This is a genomic window from Pseudobdellovibrio exovorus JSS (genome assembly GCF_000348725.1).
Classification (GTDB): domain Bacteria; phylum Bdellovibrionota; class Bdellovibrionia; order Bdellovibrionales; family Bdellovibrionaceae; genus Pseudobdellovibrio; species Pseudobdellovibrio exovorus.
The window spans coordinates 795,361-812,558 of record NC_020813.1 but is presented as its reverse complement, the minus strand read 5'-3'; the positions used below and the strand labels follow the sequence as shown (position 1 = coordinate 812,558).

The 17,198-nt window shown below is 41.7% G+C and carries 16 protein-coding genes; 6 read left to right on the top strand and 10 right to left on the bottom strand.

From position 1 onward, the window contains the following. Positions 1-48 precede the first annotated feature (48 nt). Positions 49-1,362, bottom strand: a complete 1,314-nt coding sequence (locus tag A11Q_RS04110) for an NFACT RNA binding domain-containing protein (RefSeq protein ID WP_015469524.1) — start codon at positions 1,360-1,362, stop codon at positions 49-51. 37 nt (positions 1,363-1,399) lie between these two features. Here A11Q_RS04110 and A11Q_RS04105 point away from each other — a divergent pair, with 37 nt between their 5' ends. Further along, the gene (locus A11Q_RS04105) at positions 1,400-1,666 is read left to right on the top strand and encodes a hypothetical protein (protein WP_015469523.1); all 267 of its coding nucleotides are present in this window, start codon (positions 1,400-1,402) and stop codon (positions 1,664-1,666) included. 28 nt (positions 1,667-1,694) lie between these two features. On the opposite strand, the gene A11Q_RS04100 is transcribed toward A11Q_RS04105, so the two are convergent. The 4 genes from A11Q_RS04100 to phoU are packed head-to-tail and all read right to left on the bottom strand — an operon-like array spanning position 1,695 to position 5,295. Beyond that, complete coding sequence (locus tag A11Q_RS04100) at positions 1,695-2,624, bottom strand: RsmB/NOP family class I SAM-dependent RNA methyltransferase (RefSeq protein ID WP_015469522.1); 930 nt, start codon at positions 2,622-2,624, stop codon at positions 1,695-1,697. Further along, positions 2,605-3,870 carry a sensor histidine kinase gene (locus tag A11Q_RS04095; protein ID WP_015469521.1) on the bottom strand — a complete coding sequence of 422 codons (1,266 nt, stop codon included), beginning with the start codon at positions 3,868-3,870 and terminating at the stop codon, positions 2,605-2,607. Before A11Q_RS04095 ends, A11Q_RS04100 begins: the two co-directional genes overlap by 20 nt. Then, positions 3,867-4,652 (bottom strand): response regulator transcription factor, encoded by a 786-nt coding sequence (locus tag A11Q_RS04090; RefSeq protein WP_015469520.1) that lies wholly within the window; start codon positions 4,650-4,652, stop codon positions 3,867-3,869. Before A11Q_RS04090 ends, A11Q_RS04095 begins: the two co-directional genes overlap by 4 nt. Further along, positions 4,636-5,295 carry a phosphate signaling complex protein PhoU gene (gene phoU / locus A11Q_RS04085; RefSeq protein ID WP_015469519.1) on the bottom strand — a complete coding sequence of 220 codons (660 nt, stop codon included), beginning with the start codon at positions 5,293-5,295 and terminating at the stop codon, positions 4,636-4,638. The genes A11Q_RS04090 and phoU overlap by 17 nt, the downstream gene beginning before the upstream one ends. Positions 5,296-5,377: 82 nt before the next feature. Here phoU and A11Q_RS04080 point away from each other — a divergent pair, with 82 nt between their 5' ends. Continuing rightward, a complete protein-coding gene (locus A11Q_RS04080; RefSeq protein ID WP_015469518.1) occupies positions 5,378-6,259 on the top strand; it encodes a Ppx/GppA phosphatase family protein in 882 nt (293 codons plus the stop codon). Here A11Q_RS04080 and ppk1 read toward each other — a convergent pair. Then, positions 6,240-8,447: a polyphosphate kinase 1 gene (gene ppk1, locus A11Q_RS04075; protein ID WP_015469517.1), complete on the bottom strand. Its 2,208-nt coding sequence runs from the start codon at positions 8,445-8,447 to the stop codon at positions 6,240-6,242. The two genes, A11Q_RS04080 and ppk1, sit on opposite strands and share 20 nt — an antisense overlap. 77 nt (positions 8,448-8,524) lie before the next feature. On the opposite strand from ppk1, the gene A11Q_RS04070 reads away from it, so the two are divergent. Beyond that, positions 8,525-9,013 (top strand): PilZ domain-containing protein, encoded by a 489-nt coding sequence (locus tag A11Q_RS04070; RefSeq protein WP_015469516.1) that lies wholly within the window; start codon positions 8,525-8,527, stop codon positions 9,011-9,013. Between the two features lie 24 nt (positions 9,014-9,037). Here A11Q_RS04070 and A11Q_RS04065 read toward each other — a convergent pair whose 3' ends face one another. Next, positions 9,038-9,694, bottom strand: a complete 657-nt coding sequence (locus A11Q_RS04065; protein ID WP_148284934.1) for a leucyl/phenylalanyl-tRNA--protein transferase — start codon at positions 9,692-9,694, stop codon at positions 9,038-9,040. Then, the gene (locus A11Q_RS04060; protein WP_015469514.1) at positions 9,669-11,126 is read right to left on the bottom strand and encodes a RecQ family ATP-dependent DNA helicase; all 1,458 of its coding nucleotides are present in this window, start codon (positions 11,124-11,126) and stop codon (positions 9,669-9,671) included. Before A11Q_RS04060 ends, A11Q_RS04065 begins: the two co-directional genes overlap by 26 nt. A gap of 228 nt (positions 11,127-11,354) precedes the next feature. Here A11Q_RS04060 and fusA point away from each other — a divergent pair, with 228 nt between their 5' ends. Beyond that, entirely contained in the window at positions 11,355-13,463 is a 2,109-nt protein-coding gene (gene fusA, locus A11Q_RS04055) for an elongation factor G (RefSeq protein WP_015469513.1), read from the top strand. Positions 13,464-13,546: 83 nt separating this feature from the next. Here fusA and A11Q_RS04050 read toward each other — a convergent pair whose 3' ends face one another. Beyond that, on the bottom strand, positions 13,547-15,190 hold the full coding sequence (locus A11Q_RS04050; RefSeq protein WP_015469512.1) for a DUF6765 family protein: 1,644 nt from the start codon (positions 15,188-15,190) through the stop codon (positions 13,547-13,549). A gap of 157 nt (positions 15,191-15,347) precedes the next feature. Between A11Q_RS04050 and A11Q_RS04045 the strand changes: the two genes are divergently transcribed. After that, complete coding sequence (locus tag A11Q_RS04045) at positions 15,348-16,385, top strand: CNNM domain-containing protein (RefSeq protein ID WP_015469511.1); 1,038 nt, start codon at positions 15,348-15,350, stop codon at positions 16,383-16,385. Here the strand turns inward: A11Q_RS04045 and A11Q_RS04040 are convergent. After that, positions 16,382-16,651, bottom strand: coding sequence for a hypothetical protein (locus A11Q_RS04040; protein WP_148284933.1), 270 nt, complete (start codon positions 16,649-16,651; stop codon positions 16,382-16,384). The genes A11Q_RS04045 and A11Q_RS04040 overlap by 4 nt on opposite strands. Positions 16,652-16,676: 25 nt before the next feature. On the opposite strand from A11Q_RS04040, the gene pyrE reads away from it, so the two are divergent. Beyond that, positions 16,677-17,198: an orotate phosphoribosyltransferase gene (pyrE, locus tag A11Q_RS04035; RefSeq protein ID WP_015469509.1), complete on the top strand. Its 522-nt coding sequence runs from the start codon at positions 16,677-16,679 to the stop codon at positions 17,196-17,198.

The following is a 17,198-nucleotide window of genomic DNA, read 5'->3' as shown; positions in this document are numbered from 1 at the left end:
CTCCGTTGTTCTTTACATTAAACTGACAATCAAAATGATATTGAAATTTTAAACGGCAATCAAGAATTCACGGGCATTATGATAGGTGACGCGCCCTAGCTTATCTCCCTTAAGGGGCTTCACAAAGCGACACTCCACTATGACCACCGCATACTTAACGCCAGCACTGGCCTTAGAAGCAAGCCCCTCTTTGACAAGCCATTGACCGACTTCTCGTAGATTAGCATCAGAAACAGGCTGCGTCTTATTTCTATGAATGATCGCATGGGCGCTCGGATAATCTTTAAGATGTAGCCAGTAGTCATGTGGTTTTGATTTTTTAAGCAAATTCATGTTGTCCGCAGCGCTCTTCCCCATATAAGAGGTCAATCCAGAGTCTGCGAGTACATGCTTACGCAGGCGTCCTGTCACCTCACGCGCCGGTGAAGATGATTTTTGAACCTTTGCCAATTGCTGCAAATGCTCTTCAAATTTTGACTCACTTAAATCCTGTAAGCCCTCTATCTCGTGCTGTATCGAAGCCAAGCGATCGCTCGCTCCGACGACTTTATTTTTTGCAGCCTTAGCTTTTTCAAAACAAATCTGCATGTTCTCGCTGCGTGACTTAGTAAAATCGACGTACACGCTCCATTCAGGTTTCAATGACTTTAACCCATAATGTTTGATGTACTCTCCGACAGCCTGCCACTCTTCGTTTTGATACTGTGCGATTTGAGTTTGAATCTTTTCTAAGGCCGCCTTCTTTTTTTGCAGATCTTTCTCTTTATTGCGCTTCCACTTTTCATAGGGGGTCATCTGTGTCTGCACTTTAGGGCTAGAGGCCGAGTCGTGAGAAAACCCTTTACGCAAGCTCCATTGAGCATTCATAAAGGTTAAAGACCGCACCTCTTCTTCGGAGCCTCCCTCAACAGGCTGATGCGGAGGCAAATCACGCACTTGATACCACGAAATCGTCTTGTCCTGAGTGGTCACGATCAAATTACTTTGCCGCGGGATTAATCGATACTCTAGATGGCAAGAGCTTCCCCCCTCACCCAGATATATGTGGATCACTCGCCCTTGCTCTTCACTGATTTCAATACGCTGAAACCGCTGATTCTTTGCATGGGCACTTAAAAACAAAGCCACGGGCTTAGTCTTCTTCACACGATTTTTTGGAAGTTGATAGAGGACACCTAAGAACGGAAAAGGACGGTCCATATCAAGGGCTAGATACAGCATTTTAGGCTCTTGAGTAAAGCGATAGAACCCCAAAAGGAGTTCGTCCTCGTAGGGTATGACTTCCTGTAATTGAGCATCACGTAATTCTTCCGTCAGATACTCGACCAAGGACTTAAGCTCTAAAAAACTAGGCGTTTTCACAGTTTAGATCCTAGCGGATTTTCCCGAATAAATCGACATGAAATCATGGATAGCTGACATCGTAGAAGAAGAGTTACTTTCACAACAGTATTTACACGAAACAGATCAAGAGTTTATTGATCGTGTTTGCTTCATCTGTATTGATGAAATCGAACACAATAAAGGTTTCGCTCCCAATGGATTCGGCCAAGATGTCGTAGCTGAAATTGAACTTGAGGTCCTAGAGATTTTTAAGGTGAAAACCTATGGTCACTATAACCTACAGGAATATAGAAAAAACCAACTTAAAAAACGCGTAGGTTAAAGTAACAGAGGGTTCCAGCCCTCAATGTCTAAACTTTTTTAATAATAGAAAAATACATGGGCCCGAAGCCACACTTATCGGGCAAGACGCGATATCCCACTTCCGTCAGTTCAAGAAAATCAAACTGCTCTAACCACGATAGCCGTTGAACCTCAACGCCTCGTTTTTTTACTAATTTCAAAACAACCTGATCATTTTCTTCCGGAGAAATCGAACACGTGGAATAGACAATGCGTCCACCACTTTTCAAAGCATGCCATGCTGAAGATAAAATGGAGTATTGCCTAACCGCTAAGTTTTTAGTTCGCTTACGTGTCCACAGTTTAAACTCTTCAGGATTTTCAATCAGATGTCTTTCCCCAGAACAAGGGACATCTGCCAAGATACGATCAAATTCTTCAGGACGCTTAAGACCATACAAACTGGCATCTGACCCCTTAACTGTAATGAACATTCTTGTTTCTTTAGGAATATACTCTTGAATAACTCTTAGCAAACGCGACCGACGAGTCTCAGAAATTTCATTCGCAATTAAAGTCCCCGTTACAGATCCATCCGATGTTCCATTAGCTTGAGCTCGCTGACTGTCTTTGAACATTTGCTCGGCTAAAACCAAAGACTTACCTCCTGGGGCGGCACACATATCTAAGACATGGTCCTCAAACTTGGCCTCTAAAGCTAAAGCCACGACAATACTTGCGGGGTCCATCACATACCCCTGATACAATCCCGATAAATCTTTAACTAAAGAATATCCCTGAGGTTTGATGTAACACTGATCTAGCGAAGGAAACTCTTCTGCCATACCAGCAATTGATATCTGCTCTTCAGAAAACATATTTTTGCGGACCACTTGCAAAGGGTCCTGATGTAAAGCGGCTTTTAAAGTTGGCCACCTATCTTGATAAATTTCAGCGAAGTAGCTTTCAAAAAGCTCGTTATGGATTTGGGAACTCACAAATAAACTCACTTCCCATATTATTTTCAGAGATCAAACGCACGTTGCCGCCATGATTGAGCATATGATGCTTCACAAATGCCAATCCTAAACCATAACCACCTTGATCACGCGATCTGCCTTTATCAACACGATAAAATCTTTCAAAAACCCGCGACTGATGTTCTTTTACAATTCCCGGCCCGTTATCTTTAACTTTTAACAAAACCGACTGCGGAGCCTTTATCCATGTAACAGAAATATCATTCGCATCGCCCGAGTATTTCACCGCATTTGTTAAAAGATTACTTAGAATTTGCTTACAAGACTCTGGATTGGCAAAGACCTCAGGAGCTTCACACTTCACCACGATGTTTTTATGTTTCAACGAAACTAGGCCTTCGATATCTTGCAAAACTTCCTCGGTGATCTGTTCTGTCGGAAGTAGGCTTTTGGCTAATGGTGCATTCACTTCAACACGAGAAAGATTCAACAGACGATTCATAAGATCAGACATTTGATCTGCACTTTGTAGCACTGGATTCAGAAGGTCTAAGATCTCAGGTCCGTTCAAGTCCCCTTGTTCAATCTTTTGCTTCATCAGTTCAGAATACCCTTTGATCACTGTTAACGGCGTACGCATTTCATGTGACGCATTCGCAACGAAATCAATTCTGATTTTTTCTGTCTTTTTAATTTCAGACATGTCGTAAAATACCCCTAACGACCATCTTTCATTTTCATTTCTAGAGGGCAAAGGGGTTACAAAAAGCTGAACTGGATCAACTTCTGTTTTATGGATGTTGGAATCCTCAAATGTTTTTTTAAATGTCGCGATCACCAGCGGTTCACGCACCACATCCTGCAAATAGGTATTGGGCTGTGCTTTATCTGGAACCCAATTAAAAAAGTCCATGAAGGATTCATTAAACGAAATAATTTTTAAATTTTGATCGACTGTTACAATTCCCTCTTTCAAACCAGAGAAAACAGTCTCGTAACCTTTTCTTTCTTCGTGAAACTGATTACGAAGGCGTAAGTATTTTCTTCTTAGATAGAGAGCTGCCCGCTCAAGATCTGAAAAATCATCAGAGGTATGCGCATAGATACTTCCTATTTGCATATTATCAACATCTTCAGATTTCATCAAAGCGATCATCTGCTTTGTCTGCTGCAAAATCATTCTGCGAAATCGATAGTAACTTAATAAGTACACCACCAAAGCCACAAAAAGAATCGCAAGGAGCCAAAGCAATGTCTGTATCACAGGCCTCCACTTTCGCTCATATCATCGGCCGAGATAAGAATGCGATAGCCGACTCCACGAACTGTCTCGATATATTTAGACCAAGCTCCAATTTTTTTTCTTAATGCAAAGATATGGGTATCAATGGTTCGCCCTGTGACCGAAACGTCCTCACCCTGAATCAAATCAATTAATTGTTCACGGGTCATAACCGTGCCCTGCGCTTTAAACAAAGACACTAACAGTTTAAACTCGGACGGAGTGAGGTGAACCTCTTCTCCTTGATGTTTTACGCGATGTTTTGCGATATGAATTTCAAGCCCATCAAATTTGAGCTCTTGAGCTTCAGTCGTTTCAACCGATTCTGATTTTTTTGGTACGCACAACTGAGCTTCAGATTGCTCTTCAGCATGCCGTCGGCGCATCAAATGTCGAACCCGCGCCTGTAAGACCTTGATGTCAAAAGGTTTTGGCAAATAGTCGTCAGCACCATTTTCTAAACCCGACACGATAGAGTCAGCATCTGCTTTTGCCGTCACCATCATAATTTTAATTTTACTTTGCGCTGGACGAACGGATTTTAAAAAATCAATCCCTTGCATCTGCGGCAACATCCAATCTAACAAGCATAAATCGAAAGTGTTACTCTTAAGAGAATCTATTCCCGTTTCCGCATCAGCACAGACCTCAACATCAAAACCCATATGCACTAGGTTCATTTTCATCAACTGTGCAATGGCCGCCTCATCCTCAACAATAAGAGCCCGTTTTCCCTTAATATAACTTTCAATCGTTCGATCCATGCCTAATATCTTTTCCTGTAAATGCAAAAATTACGTCTTCAGCAATGTTAGTTGCGTGATCACCTAGGCGCTCTAAGTTACGTGCAATCAGAATGAAGTCTAAGTGGTCTTGTAATGAGTTAACATCGGTCTTCATCATTTGAATTGAGTGTTGATTGATCTTTTTCTTATAGTTATCAACAGCATCGTCCATATCTAAAACTGAACGCGCAATGTTCGGGTCCATTTTGACAAAACTATCCAAAGACGCTTTCACCATTTTAGTGACAGCCTCGATCATCTCTTCAATATCCTTTAAAGAATTTAAAAATCCACGCTCTATAAGTTCTCGGCTGATATAGGAAATGTTCACACATTGGTCTCCCATACGCTCTAGATCTGTATTGATTTTAATAATCGACAAGATTAAACGCAGATCCTTTGCAACGGGCCCCTGTTTGGCTAAAACTTGTAGACATTCGTTATCAATTTTAATCTGAAGGTCATTGATTAAACCCTCAATTTTAAACACTTCCTGTAAATGAGATGGCTCTTTTTTCAGTAGACCCGCAGAAACCATAACAAGAGCTTTTTCTACTAGGCCGCCCATTTCTAACGTTAGTTTTTTTAAGTCTTCCAACTGAGAGTCTATTGCTCTGTCCATTCCCTGTCCTTTTTAGTCCGATTTTTTCAAAAACTATAGCTTCTTTCTTGACCCTTGTCTTCATTCAACGCAAACCTAAGAAATGCGTTTATCTTCCATCGACATAGGCTCAAATGCCATTCGCCAAGTTATTGTAGAAGTCAAAGAAGACGGCTCTTGGAAAATCCTTAAAAAGCATCGCGAGATGATCCGTCTTGGTGCCGATGTCTTTAAAGACGGTTTAATTCATTCTGACACGCAAAACCGACTGATTCCGGCCTTTAAACGTATGGCCCGAAACAATCGTAAATTTAAGGTTGAAAAAAACCTCGCCATTGCCACAAGTGCCTTTCGCGATGCTAAGAACAAAAAGCCTGTTTTAGCGGCTATTTTTCGCCACTCGAAAATTAAAATTCAAGTGATCTCGGGCCATAAAGAAGCGCAACTGATTCGTCTTGCTGTTCAACGTGCTATTGGCTCGAATAATGAGCATAATTTGCTTATTGATATCGGTGGTGGTAGCGTGGAGCTGACTCACCTACAAGGCAGCAAGATATTTTACTCGCGCAGTTTTAAATGGGGCGGAGTCAGAACTTTAGCTGAAGCCCAAAAGCATAATACGACTCCACAGAATATCTTGCGAAAAAAACTCAAACAGAACTCAAAACTTTTGCCAAAAGGTCCTTTTGCTGTCGCTATTGGAACTGGTGGAAACCTAGATGCTATTGCCAAACTGAAGCTGAGCTTTCTAAAAAAAGGTCCCAACACGATGGTCAGCTATGATGAACTTAAAAGTATTTACGATGCTTTTCGTAAAACGCGTGTTTCCCAACGCTCAGAAAAATTCAACCTCAGACCGGATCGTGTCGACGTTATCGAGCCCGCTATCTATTTAACTTTAACTCTGATGAAAAAGTACCAGATCAAAAGAATCAAAATCCCCGGTACTGGCTTAAAAGATGGAGCTATTCTTTCTCTTCTTTAATCAAATCATCTTCCGTAAAATTCAGTGGAGACGCCGCTAAACGCATCAGTTCATTTTGCACACCGACAGAAGCGTCCCCTGCTTTACGTTTACGCTCGTAGGTCGCATCGGACTTCATTGTCCATGACTGTTTTTTGTCATTCCAATACATCTGCAGAATCGACCACAGTTTTTCTTTAGCGGTCCGATCGTAGATAGGACTCATTGACTCAACACGCGCGTGCAAGTTTCGATACATCCAATCTGCTGAGGCTATAAAAAAATCCCCGTCTAAAGGATCTTCGTGACCATTTCTAAAGTAAAAAACTCTGGAGTGCTCGAGGAATCTGCCTAACGTCGACTGCACCTGTAATGTTTCACTGATGCCTTTCATATGGGGCTTAATACAACAAAACCCTCTGACAATCAGATGGATAGGCACATTGGACTGACTGGCTTCATACAGCGCTAAGGAAATATCATTTTCTTCCATGTTGTTGAACTTCGCCATGATCAATGCCGGACGGCCGGCAATCGCATGCTCCCGTTCACGCTGAATATACTCTTTCATTTTTGAAAACATATTAAGCGGCGCCAAAATCAGATGCTGGTAATCTTGTTTGAGTGACTTACCTGTCAGATAATTGAAAAACTCAACTAGTTCATTAGTAATACGCTCATCACACGTCAAAAGCCCTAAATCTGTATAGAAACGCGATGTAGACGAATTATAATTTCCTGTGCCAAGGTGAGCATAACAACGAACACGATCAGATTCTTTTCTAACAATTAAAGCCGTTTTCGCATGGGTCTTAAGACCCACAACTCCATAGACGACATGCACGCCCGCATTTTCTAACTCTTGAGCCCAGTAGATATTGCGCTCTTCATCAAAACGCGCTTTTAATTCTACTAAGCAGACTACTTGTTTACCCAACTCAGCAGCTTCGATTAATGCTTTTACAAAAGGACTGTTATCGCCCGTACGGTACAAAGTCATCTTAATAGCTAGAACATCTGGATCTAAAGAGGCATCACGTATAAGCCTTTCGACACTGGCAGAAAAGCTTTCAAACGGATGGTGCAAAAGAATATCCTGCTTCTTAATAGCATCAAATATGGTGATAGCAGGATCGGTTAAGGCCGTTGGCACGACCGGAGACCATGTTGGAAATTTATGCTTCGGCCAATTCAATGAACTGGCTAATAACGAAAAGTCCGTTAAATCAAACTCTTGCTGCATAGGATACAGATCGTCCTCTTTTAGCTCGAGTTGCGACATCAAAAATTCTTTTAACCATGGATCAGAACAGTGACCGAACTCTAGGCGCACGATTTCAGCAAAACGTCGCTGTCTGAGTTCTTCTTCAATCATAGCTAGTAAATCCTCTGCATCCTCTTCTTCACGATCTGAGTCTGCATTACGTGAAACACGGAATAGGACACTTCCGACGACCTTCATAGATGGGAATAGGTCTGGCAAATGGGCACGGATCACGTCGACCAAATGTACAATTTTATTTGTGCCTTCGACAAAAATCCACTGATTGATCACGCGAGGGATTTTCACTCGCGCAAATAGTTTTTCCTCATCATTGTTGGGGTTTAAAAGAGCCACCCCTAAAGACGAAGACAAATTTGAAATAAATGGAAACGGATGTCCGGGGTCCACAGATAGCGGCGTTAAAATCGGAAAAATATTCAGATTGAAAAAGTCCCGAACAAACTTTCTTTCGCTATCTTTTAGATCGCTATAAGAGACTATATTCGCCCCTTCGTGGCGAAGAAGTTTCTTTAAATCCTCTGAAAGCACTTTTTGTTTCTTAAACATTGCTGGGATTTTCTTTTTAATCATCGCCAACTGCATTTCAGGAGTCTGACCATCCGAAGATTTTGCCGAAACTCCATAAGCCACATGACGCTTTAATCCCCCAACACGTTTCATAAAAAACTCATCTAAATTCGAGCTGGAAATAGAGAGGAAGTTTAATCTTTCTAAAAGAGGATTCTGTGGGTCTTCGGCCTCCGCTAACACCCGCAAATTAAAGTTCAGCCAACCAAGCTCGCGATTGCTAAAAATTAAAGCTGATGAACGCGTGTGTTCTACAACACGGATCTTTTTCTTTTTGCGAATGCTTTTTTTCGAGCGTGTTTTCGCCAGCGTCTCATTCTGACGCGTTTTTGCTCTTTTACTAGATGCCTTTACCATAGAAGATCGTGTCCTTGTTGCCAGCCTTAATTTTACTGAGCTTTAACACAAGACTCAAGTCAAGATCAGGTCAAGTCATGACGATAAGAACTCTGATGACAACATCTTTGGCACGTTACCATGCCCGCGCTCCGCGCTATATTCTAGACACTGAGGACAATAGTCTGATCCGGCTTTCCGGAGCGAGCCAACTGACGTGGGAAGAAAAAACAGAGCTGCGTGATGTTTCCCTAACTGGACTTTCTTTTGTTGCCCCACAGGACCTATCCCCGCAAATAGGCGAAGTCATTAAAATCCAATTTTCAGTTCCCGGCTCAGATCAAATGGCCTGCTATGCGATTGTGATCCGCCTTGAAAAAATCAACCAATTCGACAATATGGTGGGCGTTCACTTTTACAAATTAGATCGCGTTCAGCGTGTTAACCTTGTTCAAGGGCTGACGCACAAAATCAACCAGAACAATGCTTCTTCCAAACAAAGAAAGCTCACAAATGCTATTTCTATTATAGGATTAGTTCTGACCCTAGGCTGCTGGTTGTTTTTAATGAAAGTCTACTTTTTCTAATTTCTTACGATTTCTGTAGGACGGCTAAAGACCAATTCGCAGCAAAAAATCTTCTTTGGAAATAAGCTTACCACCGAAACCTTCACAGACAGATGTGACCATCTGAATATCCATCCAGCGATGTCCCTGTGACTTCAATAAATTGACCATTTCATAAAAGGCTAATTTCGAAACATTGTCTTCGTGATGAAACATACTTTCGCAGCTAAAATAACGACTCGACTGCACACCATAAATTCCACCAACCAAGACATCCCCACGCATAATTTCAATCGAAAGTGCATGCCCAGATTGATGTAAAAGGTTGTAGTTGCGTTCGATTTCGTTATTGATCCAACTGCCACGTTGCCCTTTACGCTTTTGACGACGACACGACTGAACGACTTCTAAAAACTTTTGATTCACTGTTACTTGGTACAAACTCTTTTTTTGACGGAGCCACTTTTGAAAGCTTTTGGATAAATGAAGTTCGTCAAAATCTAAAACACCCCGCTCATCGGGACAAAACCATAAGAGTGGGTAACCTTCATGGGGCCATGGGAAAACTCCATGTTCATAGGCATAAATCAAAAGCTCAGGACTCATTTTGCCGCCCGCTGCGATCACTCCTTCCAGAGTCTGTGCATGGGGATTCGAAAAAATGACCTTTAGCTCATCATCGACAGACATCACAGATCCCACAGTCCTCTTCAATTTGGTGAGAGAAATATTGATAGATTTGTTTCAAACGGCAGACTTTATCGTTTTGGATAAATCTTAATAGTGCCAACAACTTTTTTTGATGTTCTTTCTTTAAGGTGTTTTGATCTTCTAACTCAAAATCTTCTTTTTGTGGTTCCCTTACAGACTGGTAGCCGAAAGGAGTATCATTCTCTTCAAGACATCCCCATCGCAACAATATCGAAACGGCGGCATTTACACGAAAATCTTTTTTGTTTTTAAATACCATTTGTTCGCGTAAGAAATCGAATCCTTGCTGTGACACCACGTCCGGACGACTGCTAATCAAATCATAGACTTTCGCAATGAATTCGCTTTCTGGATACGCCCAGTTTAGGAACTGCATCTGAATACTGAGATCGTCTTCTGAAAAAAGAAACTGTCCTGAAGCCGTTTCTCCGTCACGCCCAGCTCTTCCTACCTCTTGAAAATAAGCTTCGATCGAGGATGGAATTTCATAGTGAATAACGAAACGAATATCAGGTTTATCCACACCTAAACCAAAAGCCGGTGTGGCCAAAATCAACGGAGTCTTGTTCTTTAAAAAATCCTCTTGCTGACGACGGCGAATATTGGCTGGCAAGTCTCCGTGATATTTCAAATGTGGAATTTTGGCTGACTGTAAAAAGCGACTGCAGTTTTCTAAAGTTTGAATTAAAGAAAAGTAAATGATCCCAGAACTATTCTCTGCTGTATCCGAAGAACTTTTTAAAAGTTCTAAAAGTTGATCATTCTTTTCCGCCTCGCCATAACATTCAAAGATATTCAAAGATAAATTCGGGCGTTCGATCCCACCTAGAATCAAATCCTGATTTTTATCTAACAAAAACATCTTCAAGATGTCCTGCTGGACATCTTCAGTCGCCGTAGCTGTTAATGCGAGGACTGGTGGACTTCCAAGGCGTTCACGATATTGCTGCAGCTTCGTATAGTCAGGTCTAAAATCATGCCCCCATAGTGAAATACAGTGGGCTTCGTCGACGACAAACAGTTTGATCTGACGGGACTTCAAACACTCCCAAAACTCTGGTTTTTGAAAGCGTTCAGGAGCGACAAAGATCAGTTGGTATTGACCCTCAGCTATGGACTGCATCCGCTTTTGCTTTTCCTCAGCACTCAGTGATGAATTGATATAGGTGCTTGAAATTTTAAAATCGCGTGCTTTGGTGGATTGATCCTGCATCAAAGCTATCAATGGGGACACCACCAAAACCAACTCATTTTTCTGCGTCAATGTAGAGGTAAACTGATAGGTTAAGGACTTCCCCGCCCCTGTCGGCATCAAAGCAAAAAGTGATTTATTATTCAGCACCTTTTCAATAATCTGTCTTTGGGGGTAACGAAAATCCGGATACCCAAAATGGCTTTGCAGGTGTTTTTGCAGGTCTAACATGGGAACATTCTGACCGACTCGGGCTTAAATATCTAGGGTCATAAATTAATTGCACTTTTTATTAGCAAAATCAGTCAAAACAAGAGGATTAAACCCTTAATTTTACACCCGATTTCAACTTTATTTTCATTCTGTCTTTGCTCTCAAGAAAGAATAGTGTTACACCGAATGGTTCTTAAAAATTTTGATTTTATTATAAACCCAATAATGGAAGAAAAGGGATAAACTATGTCAAAAAAATGGGATATTGCGAAAGTACGAAATATCGGTATTTCGGCTCACATCGACTCGGGTAAGACGACCTTATCTGAACGTATTCTTTTCTACGGTGGTAGAATTCATGCTATCCACGACGTAAAAGGTAAAGATGGCGTTGGCGCGACAATGGACTCGATGGACCTTGAAAGAGAAAAAGGGATCACAATCCAGTCAGCTGCGACTCAAGTTCACTGGAAAGACTACACTATAAACTTAATCGATACACCGGGCCACGTGGATTTCACTGTTGAAGTGGAAAGATCTCTACGCGTTCTTGATGGAGCGATCCTAGTTCTTTGCGGTGTTGCTGGTGTTCAATCTCAGTCAATCACTGTTGATCGTCAGATGAAACGTTACAACGTTCCTCGTTTGGCATTCGTAAATAAATTAGATCGTCAAGGTGCAAACCCTTTCCGCGTTAAAGATGCTTTAGTTGAAAAACTTCGCTTGAATGCATTCATGGCTAACATTCCAATCGGTTTGGAAGATAAGCACATCGGTATCGTAGATCTGATGACAATGAAAGCTTACAAAAATGAAGGTGACGATGGTGAAATCATCACTGAGATTCCTGTTCCAGCAGAATTAGTAGAGCAAGCTAAAGAATATCGTCAAATCATGATCGGCAAATTAGCTGACGTGGATGACAGCATTGCGGAAAAATTCTTAATGGAAGAAGAGCCAACTTTAGAAGAAATGCGCGCAGCTATGCGTAAAGGCGTTATCGGTCTTAAATTGGTTCCAGTATTCTGTGGATCTGCATTTAAAAACAAAAACGTTCAACACTTGTTAGATGCGGTAACTTATTACTTACCGAACCCATCTGAAAAAGTTGAGTACGCTTTAGACTTAACTAAAAACGAAGAGAAGTTCCCGTTAACGTCTAAGAACGATGATCCATTGGTAGCTTTAGCATTTAAATTGCAAGAGACTCCATTCGGACAGTTAACTTACATGCGCGTTTACCAAGGTACTCTTAAAAAAGGTGACTTCATCATCAATCAGACTAACAAAAAGTCTGTTAAAATTCCTCGCGTCGTGCGTATGCATGCCGAGAAAATGGAAGACACTGATGTTGCATACGCTGGTGATATTATCGCTATGTTCGGTATCGACTGTGCTTCTGGTGATACTTTCTGTGATGACAGAATTCAGGCTTCAATGCAGTCAATGCACGTACCTGATTCAGTTATCTCGTTGGCAATTGCTCCAAAATCTAAAGATGGTGCAAATAACTTCTCGAAAGCTCTTCAAAAGTTCCGTAAAGAAGATCCAACATTCCGCGTACACCGTGACGAAGAGTCTAACGAAACCATCATTTCAGGTATGGGCGAGTTACACTTAGAGATCTACGTTGAGCGTATGAAACGTGAATTCCAATGTGAAGTGACTGTAGGTGCTCCTCAAGTTGCTTACCGTGAAACAATCACTGAAGAGGCTGCGTACGACTACACCCACAAAAAACAAACGGGTGGTTCTGGTCAGTTCGCAAAAGTTGTGGGCGCCATCCGTCCATTACCTCCTCAAGAAGATGGTAAGACTTACTTGTTCAACAATAAAGTTGTGGGTGGACGTATTCCGAAAGAATTCATCCCTGCTGTTGACGAAGGATTCTCTGAGCAATGTGCTAAAGGTCCTTTGATAGGTTTCCCTATCGTAGGTGTTGAAGTTGATCTAGTGGATGGTGCATACCATGACGTGGATTCATCTTACATGGCCTTCAAAATTGCTTCTATGGCAGCTATGCGTGAAGTTTACCAAAAAGCTAAACCTGCGGTTCTTGAGCCAATCATGAAGTTGGAAACAACTGTTCCTGAGGAATATCAAGGTCCAGCAACTGGTCAAGTGAACCAACGCCGTGGTGTTATCACAGGTACAACAACTATCGAAGGTAACGTAACGATCGAAGCGGAAGTGCCATTGACAGAGATGTTTGGTTACTCAACTGATCTACGCTCTATCACTAAAGGTAAGGGCGAGTTCACGATGGAATTTGCGAAATATGCGCAAGCTCCTCGTAATATCCAAGACGCTTTAGCTAAGAAGTATGCTGAAAAGCGTGCTGCTGAAAACAAATAATTTTTGTAAATCAGTTAGTTAAAATAAAAAAGGGAGAGTTTTACTCTCCCTTTTTTATTACCCTGTTCCCACTTTTTCCCGCATTACGGATACAATAATTTGTCTATTTCTTGATTGCTTAATAATGGTTTAAAGACACCTGTACGCACTTGTTTTTGCAACAACGAGGGCACAACATAGTAACGGTTCGTCGAATTCGGAACCAATCGTGCGCGATAAATATCTTCATGCGCATTACTGATCGTCTGTCTGAAGCTCACATTAGATCCCATATTTGCCCTGTCGAGCATCATACCCAAGGCCCCAGTGATTTTACTGAAATAGGAGCGATCCGACTTCAACATCTGATTCGCAGAGGCTATAAACTGCAATCCCCTATCCATATCATCTTTTAGATAGTCTGATGTCTTAGGGAATAAGAAAGCAAATATCATCAGATTAAATTCTTTCTTTTCATTTAAGCTGTAGGTCACTAATTCTGTATTTACATTCTGGCGGCGAGGCAACCGCGGATTAGCCGACACATCCTTCGTCATCTCACGCATAAAGCCTGTTTCATTATTCGTGTTATTCGCAACAAAGAAGATATCCTTCTGAAACATCCGATGGACCATAGCACGCATGTTCGCTACACGCAGATCTAATTCTTTAATCCAAATCGGTCCATCTTCTTCTTTTTCAAAGCGATGGTATGAATCTAATGGTCTTGGGACAATTCCACTTAAAAGATTCATCACAGCGCGATTGAGGAAAGATGTTAGTCCCCCCATAGACAGAATATATTCACTGGAAAGGTCTGTAGGATATCCCGTATCTTTCATCACCGCTCGAAGATCAATCATCTGCGGAGGAAGTGTTTTAATAACAGAAGCTGCAGCTTCATACGTATCCTGTCCAGATGTAAAGTTATTTAAGTACGGCTCGTATCCGTTCGCTACATACTTCACTTGATTGGCGCGTTTAAAAACATTTTCTAAAGCAAAGCGAACATAGCGTGGATCTTTTAAAATTTGTCTAGAAACTGTCGCTTTCACATCAGACAGGTTTTCATAGATATCAGCTAACCGATCACCATTTAATTGATAGTTAGGAATATCCCCATATCTTAAATCCATATCAATCGCGCTAGCTGGTAACAACGAGCGAATCGCCACCATCGCTCTGAGTACAGAGCGGCTCATTTTAAAATATTTTTCTACACTTTGCATATCCACAAAGGGTCTGTCTGGATGATGCCAGAAGTGAGCATGTCCCAACTCAGAAATCGTCCCTGCATGGGCAAAGGAATCCTGTAATGTATGAAGGCCGGCCGCGACCTTCATTAAATTACCTTCCGTTAGACCTTCAGTAAACATCTCGGTCGCAAACTCGTGATCGGCTTCCGTTTCAGTAAACGTCTTTAAACGCACGCCCGAGGAAGGATCTAAGAATGTGGGAAGCTGACTGACTGTGAGCTTACTGGCTAAACGCGAAGCCGGAAAATGCAGTAATCTTCTTTTCTTGATGCCCACGTCAGGCAGTAGAATCATACTGACAGGATCAGATATATAGGATTCATCCATCCACTGAGTCGCCGTTGCAATCTTCAATGCAACTTCATGGCGAATACCAGCAAATCGGGCCTTAACATAGGTCCCATAAAAATGGGTATCGAGATCATACGAATGGGCCGAAATAGAGCCCAATAGCAGTACAACAACCGACGTGAGTTTTAAAAGTGCTTTCATAAAATTTCAATCTCCGCCCTTTTCGAGCAGAAAAATTCAAAGCAAAATCTTTGCCTAGTTTAAAAGCTCTATATTTTTGTACAGCCGTCTAAACAATCGACACCTACCCAATATTGTTGCTGCTTCTGTCTTCGAAGTGATAATATCAAGGGCATTCATGATCTGGATATCGACTGTTTTTTTACTCTTAGTAGTCATCTCTTTTTTAAGCTCGCTTTGTGCGTCAGTTATTTTCTCGCTGTCTCCGGCATTCATCGAGGTCAAAGCAGAGACGAAGTCGAAATCAGGAAAGCTCATCAAACATATTACTGACAACATAGATCGCTCTATATTTGCTTTGCGAATACTGAATACCGCATCTCATATTGTCGGCTCAGCCTTGATGACAGTTCTTTCTTTTCATCTTCTTGGTCATTTCGGATTAACCTTGCTAGCTTTGGCTTTAACACTCACTATTTTGATAGTTGCCGAAGCTCTTCCCAAATCTCTTGGGCAGAATCATGCAAAGTCACTGGCTGTTTTCGCGGCTTATACCACTCAGACTTTAATTATTGTCTTCTATCCCTTAGTGAAAATTTCAGAATGGATTTCGACTGCTATTCCCGTGACGGATGATATCCCAGATGTAACTCGTGATGAAGTGATCAAAAGTGCCGAGATCGGGGCTGAAGAGGGCACTATTAAAACAAAAGAGTCCAACATCATTCGCAATCTACTGAAGCTCGATAAAATTTATGTCTCTGATATTATGACTCCACGTTCGGTCATAACAGCGCTTGAGGCCACACAGACAGTGGAAGAAGTGGCAAGGAAATATAATCCCTTACGTTTTTCTCGCCTTCCCGTTTACACAAATAGTTTAGATAATATTATCGGCATGACCCACCGATATAAGATTTTAGAAGCTCTTTCTAAAGATCAGCACCAAACAAAAATTCAAGAGCTGATCGCCCCTATTCAAAGTGTTTCAGAACGTATGAGTGTGTCCCAAGTTCTTGATTTTTTTATCAAAGAAAAATGCCATCTGACTCTTGTGTCGGATGAGTATGGAATCACCACCGGACTTGTGACATTAGAAGACGCTGTCGAAACACTTCTAGGAGTCGAAATCGTAGATGAGTTTGATAGCATCGAAGATATGCGTAAGTACGCGCTGGATCAGTGGCAGCAGCGCAAAAGCCAAGGCCGACGTTAATCAGACGTTGTTCGCGATTCAATTTCTGCCTTAATATCTTCATTATAGATATTTGCATTATAAGCAGGCTGACGAGTGACGTCATAACTCTGAGGAGCGAAAAGCACCACTCTAAACAAAAGTACAGCAAGTCCCGTCATGATCCCTAAAATCATAAAAAGACGAATAGTCTGGTACTCTTTTGGCTTTTTAAACCCCATATTATGCACATATCCTTTGCCGATACTCACAAACAGCATAAAATAGGCCAACATTATCAGTGTCACTTTTTCCCAGCGCCAAGGAGGCCATATGAACCGCCAAGAACTTGCCCAAAGTATATATGATATCTGTCATCTTAACGGCGACTTTCTTCTTCGCAGTGGAAAAAGATCTCACGAGTACTTTGATAAGTATCGCTTCGAATCACAGCCTAAAATTTTACAGGAAATTGCACAGCAAATGAAACCGCTTATTCCTGCTGGCACAGAGGTTCTGGCGGCGCTTGAAATGGGTGGCATCCCTGTGGGTACAGCCCTATCTTTAGCAACAGGCATTCCTTGCGTTTTCGTGCGTAAAACAGCGAAGGACTATGGAACATGTCAATTCGCTGAAGGTATTGATGTGAAAGGAAAAAAAATCTGTATTATCGAAGACGTGATCACTTCTGGTGGCCAAGTTCTACTGAGCGCAGCGGATCTTCGTAGTATCGGAGCCCACGTTGAAAATGTTCTTTGTGTTATTAATCGTGGTGGCGACGAAGCAGCAGCAAAATTACAGGAGTCTCAACTTAACTTAACGGCTTTATTTAAAAGATCGGATTTTCCAAACTAG

Bases quoted from the DNA above. Each gene is read 5' to 3' on its own strand.
- A11Q_RS04090 (WP_015469520.1), bottom strand. From the start codon at position 4,652: ATGGATCGAACGATTGAAAGTTATATTAAGGGAAAACGGGCTCTTATT.
- A11Q_RS04105 (WP_015469523.1), top strand. From the start codon at position 1,400: ATGAAATCATGGATAGCTGACATCGTAGAAGAAGAGTTACTTTCACAA.
- phoU (WP_015469519.1), bottom strand. From the start codon at position 5,295: ATGGACAGAGCAATAGACTCTCAGTTGGAAGACTTAAAAAAACTAACG.
- fusA (WP_015469513.1), top strand. From the start codon at position 11,355: ATGTCAAAAAAATGGGATATTGCGAAAGTACGAAATATCGGTATTTCG.
- pyrE (WP_015469509.1), top strand. From the start codon at position 16,677: ATGAACCGCCAAGAACTTGCCCAAAGTATATATGATATCTGTCATCTT.
- ppk1 (WP_015469517.1), bottom strand. From the start codon at position 8,447: ATGGTAAAGGCATCTAGTAAAAGAGCAAAAACGCGTCAGAATGAGACG.
- A11Q_RS04050 (WP_015469512.1), bottom strand. From the start codon at position 15,190: ATGAAAGCACTTTTAAAACTCACGTCGGTTGTTGTACTGCTATTGGGC.
- A11Q_RS04070 (WP_015469516.1), top strand. From the start codon at position 8,525: ATGACGATAAGAACTCTGATGACAACATCTTTGGCACGTTACCATGCC.
- A11Q_RS04045 (WP_015469511.1), top strand. From the start codon at position 15,348: ATGATCTGGATATCGACTGTTTTTTTACTCTTAGTAGTCATCTCTTTT.
- A11Q_RS04060 (WP_015469514.1), bottom strand. From the start codon at position 11,126: ATGTTAGACCTGCAAAAACACCTGCAAAGCCATTTTGGGTATCCGGAT.
- A11Q_RS04080 (WP_015469518.1), top strand. From the start codon at position 5,378: ATGCGTTTATCTTCCATCGACATAGGCTCAAATGCCATTCGCCAAGTT.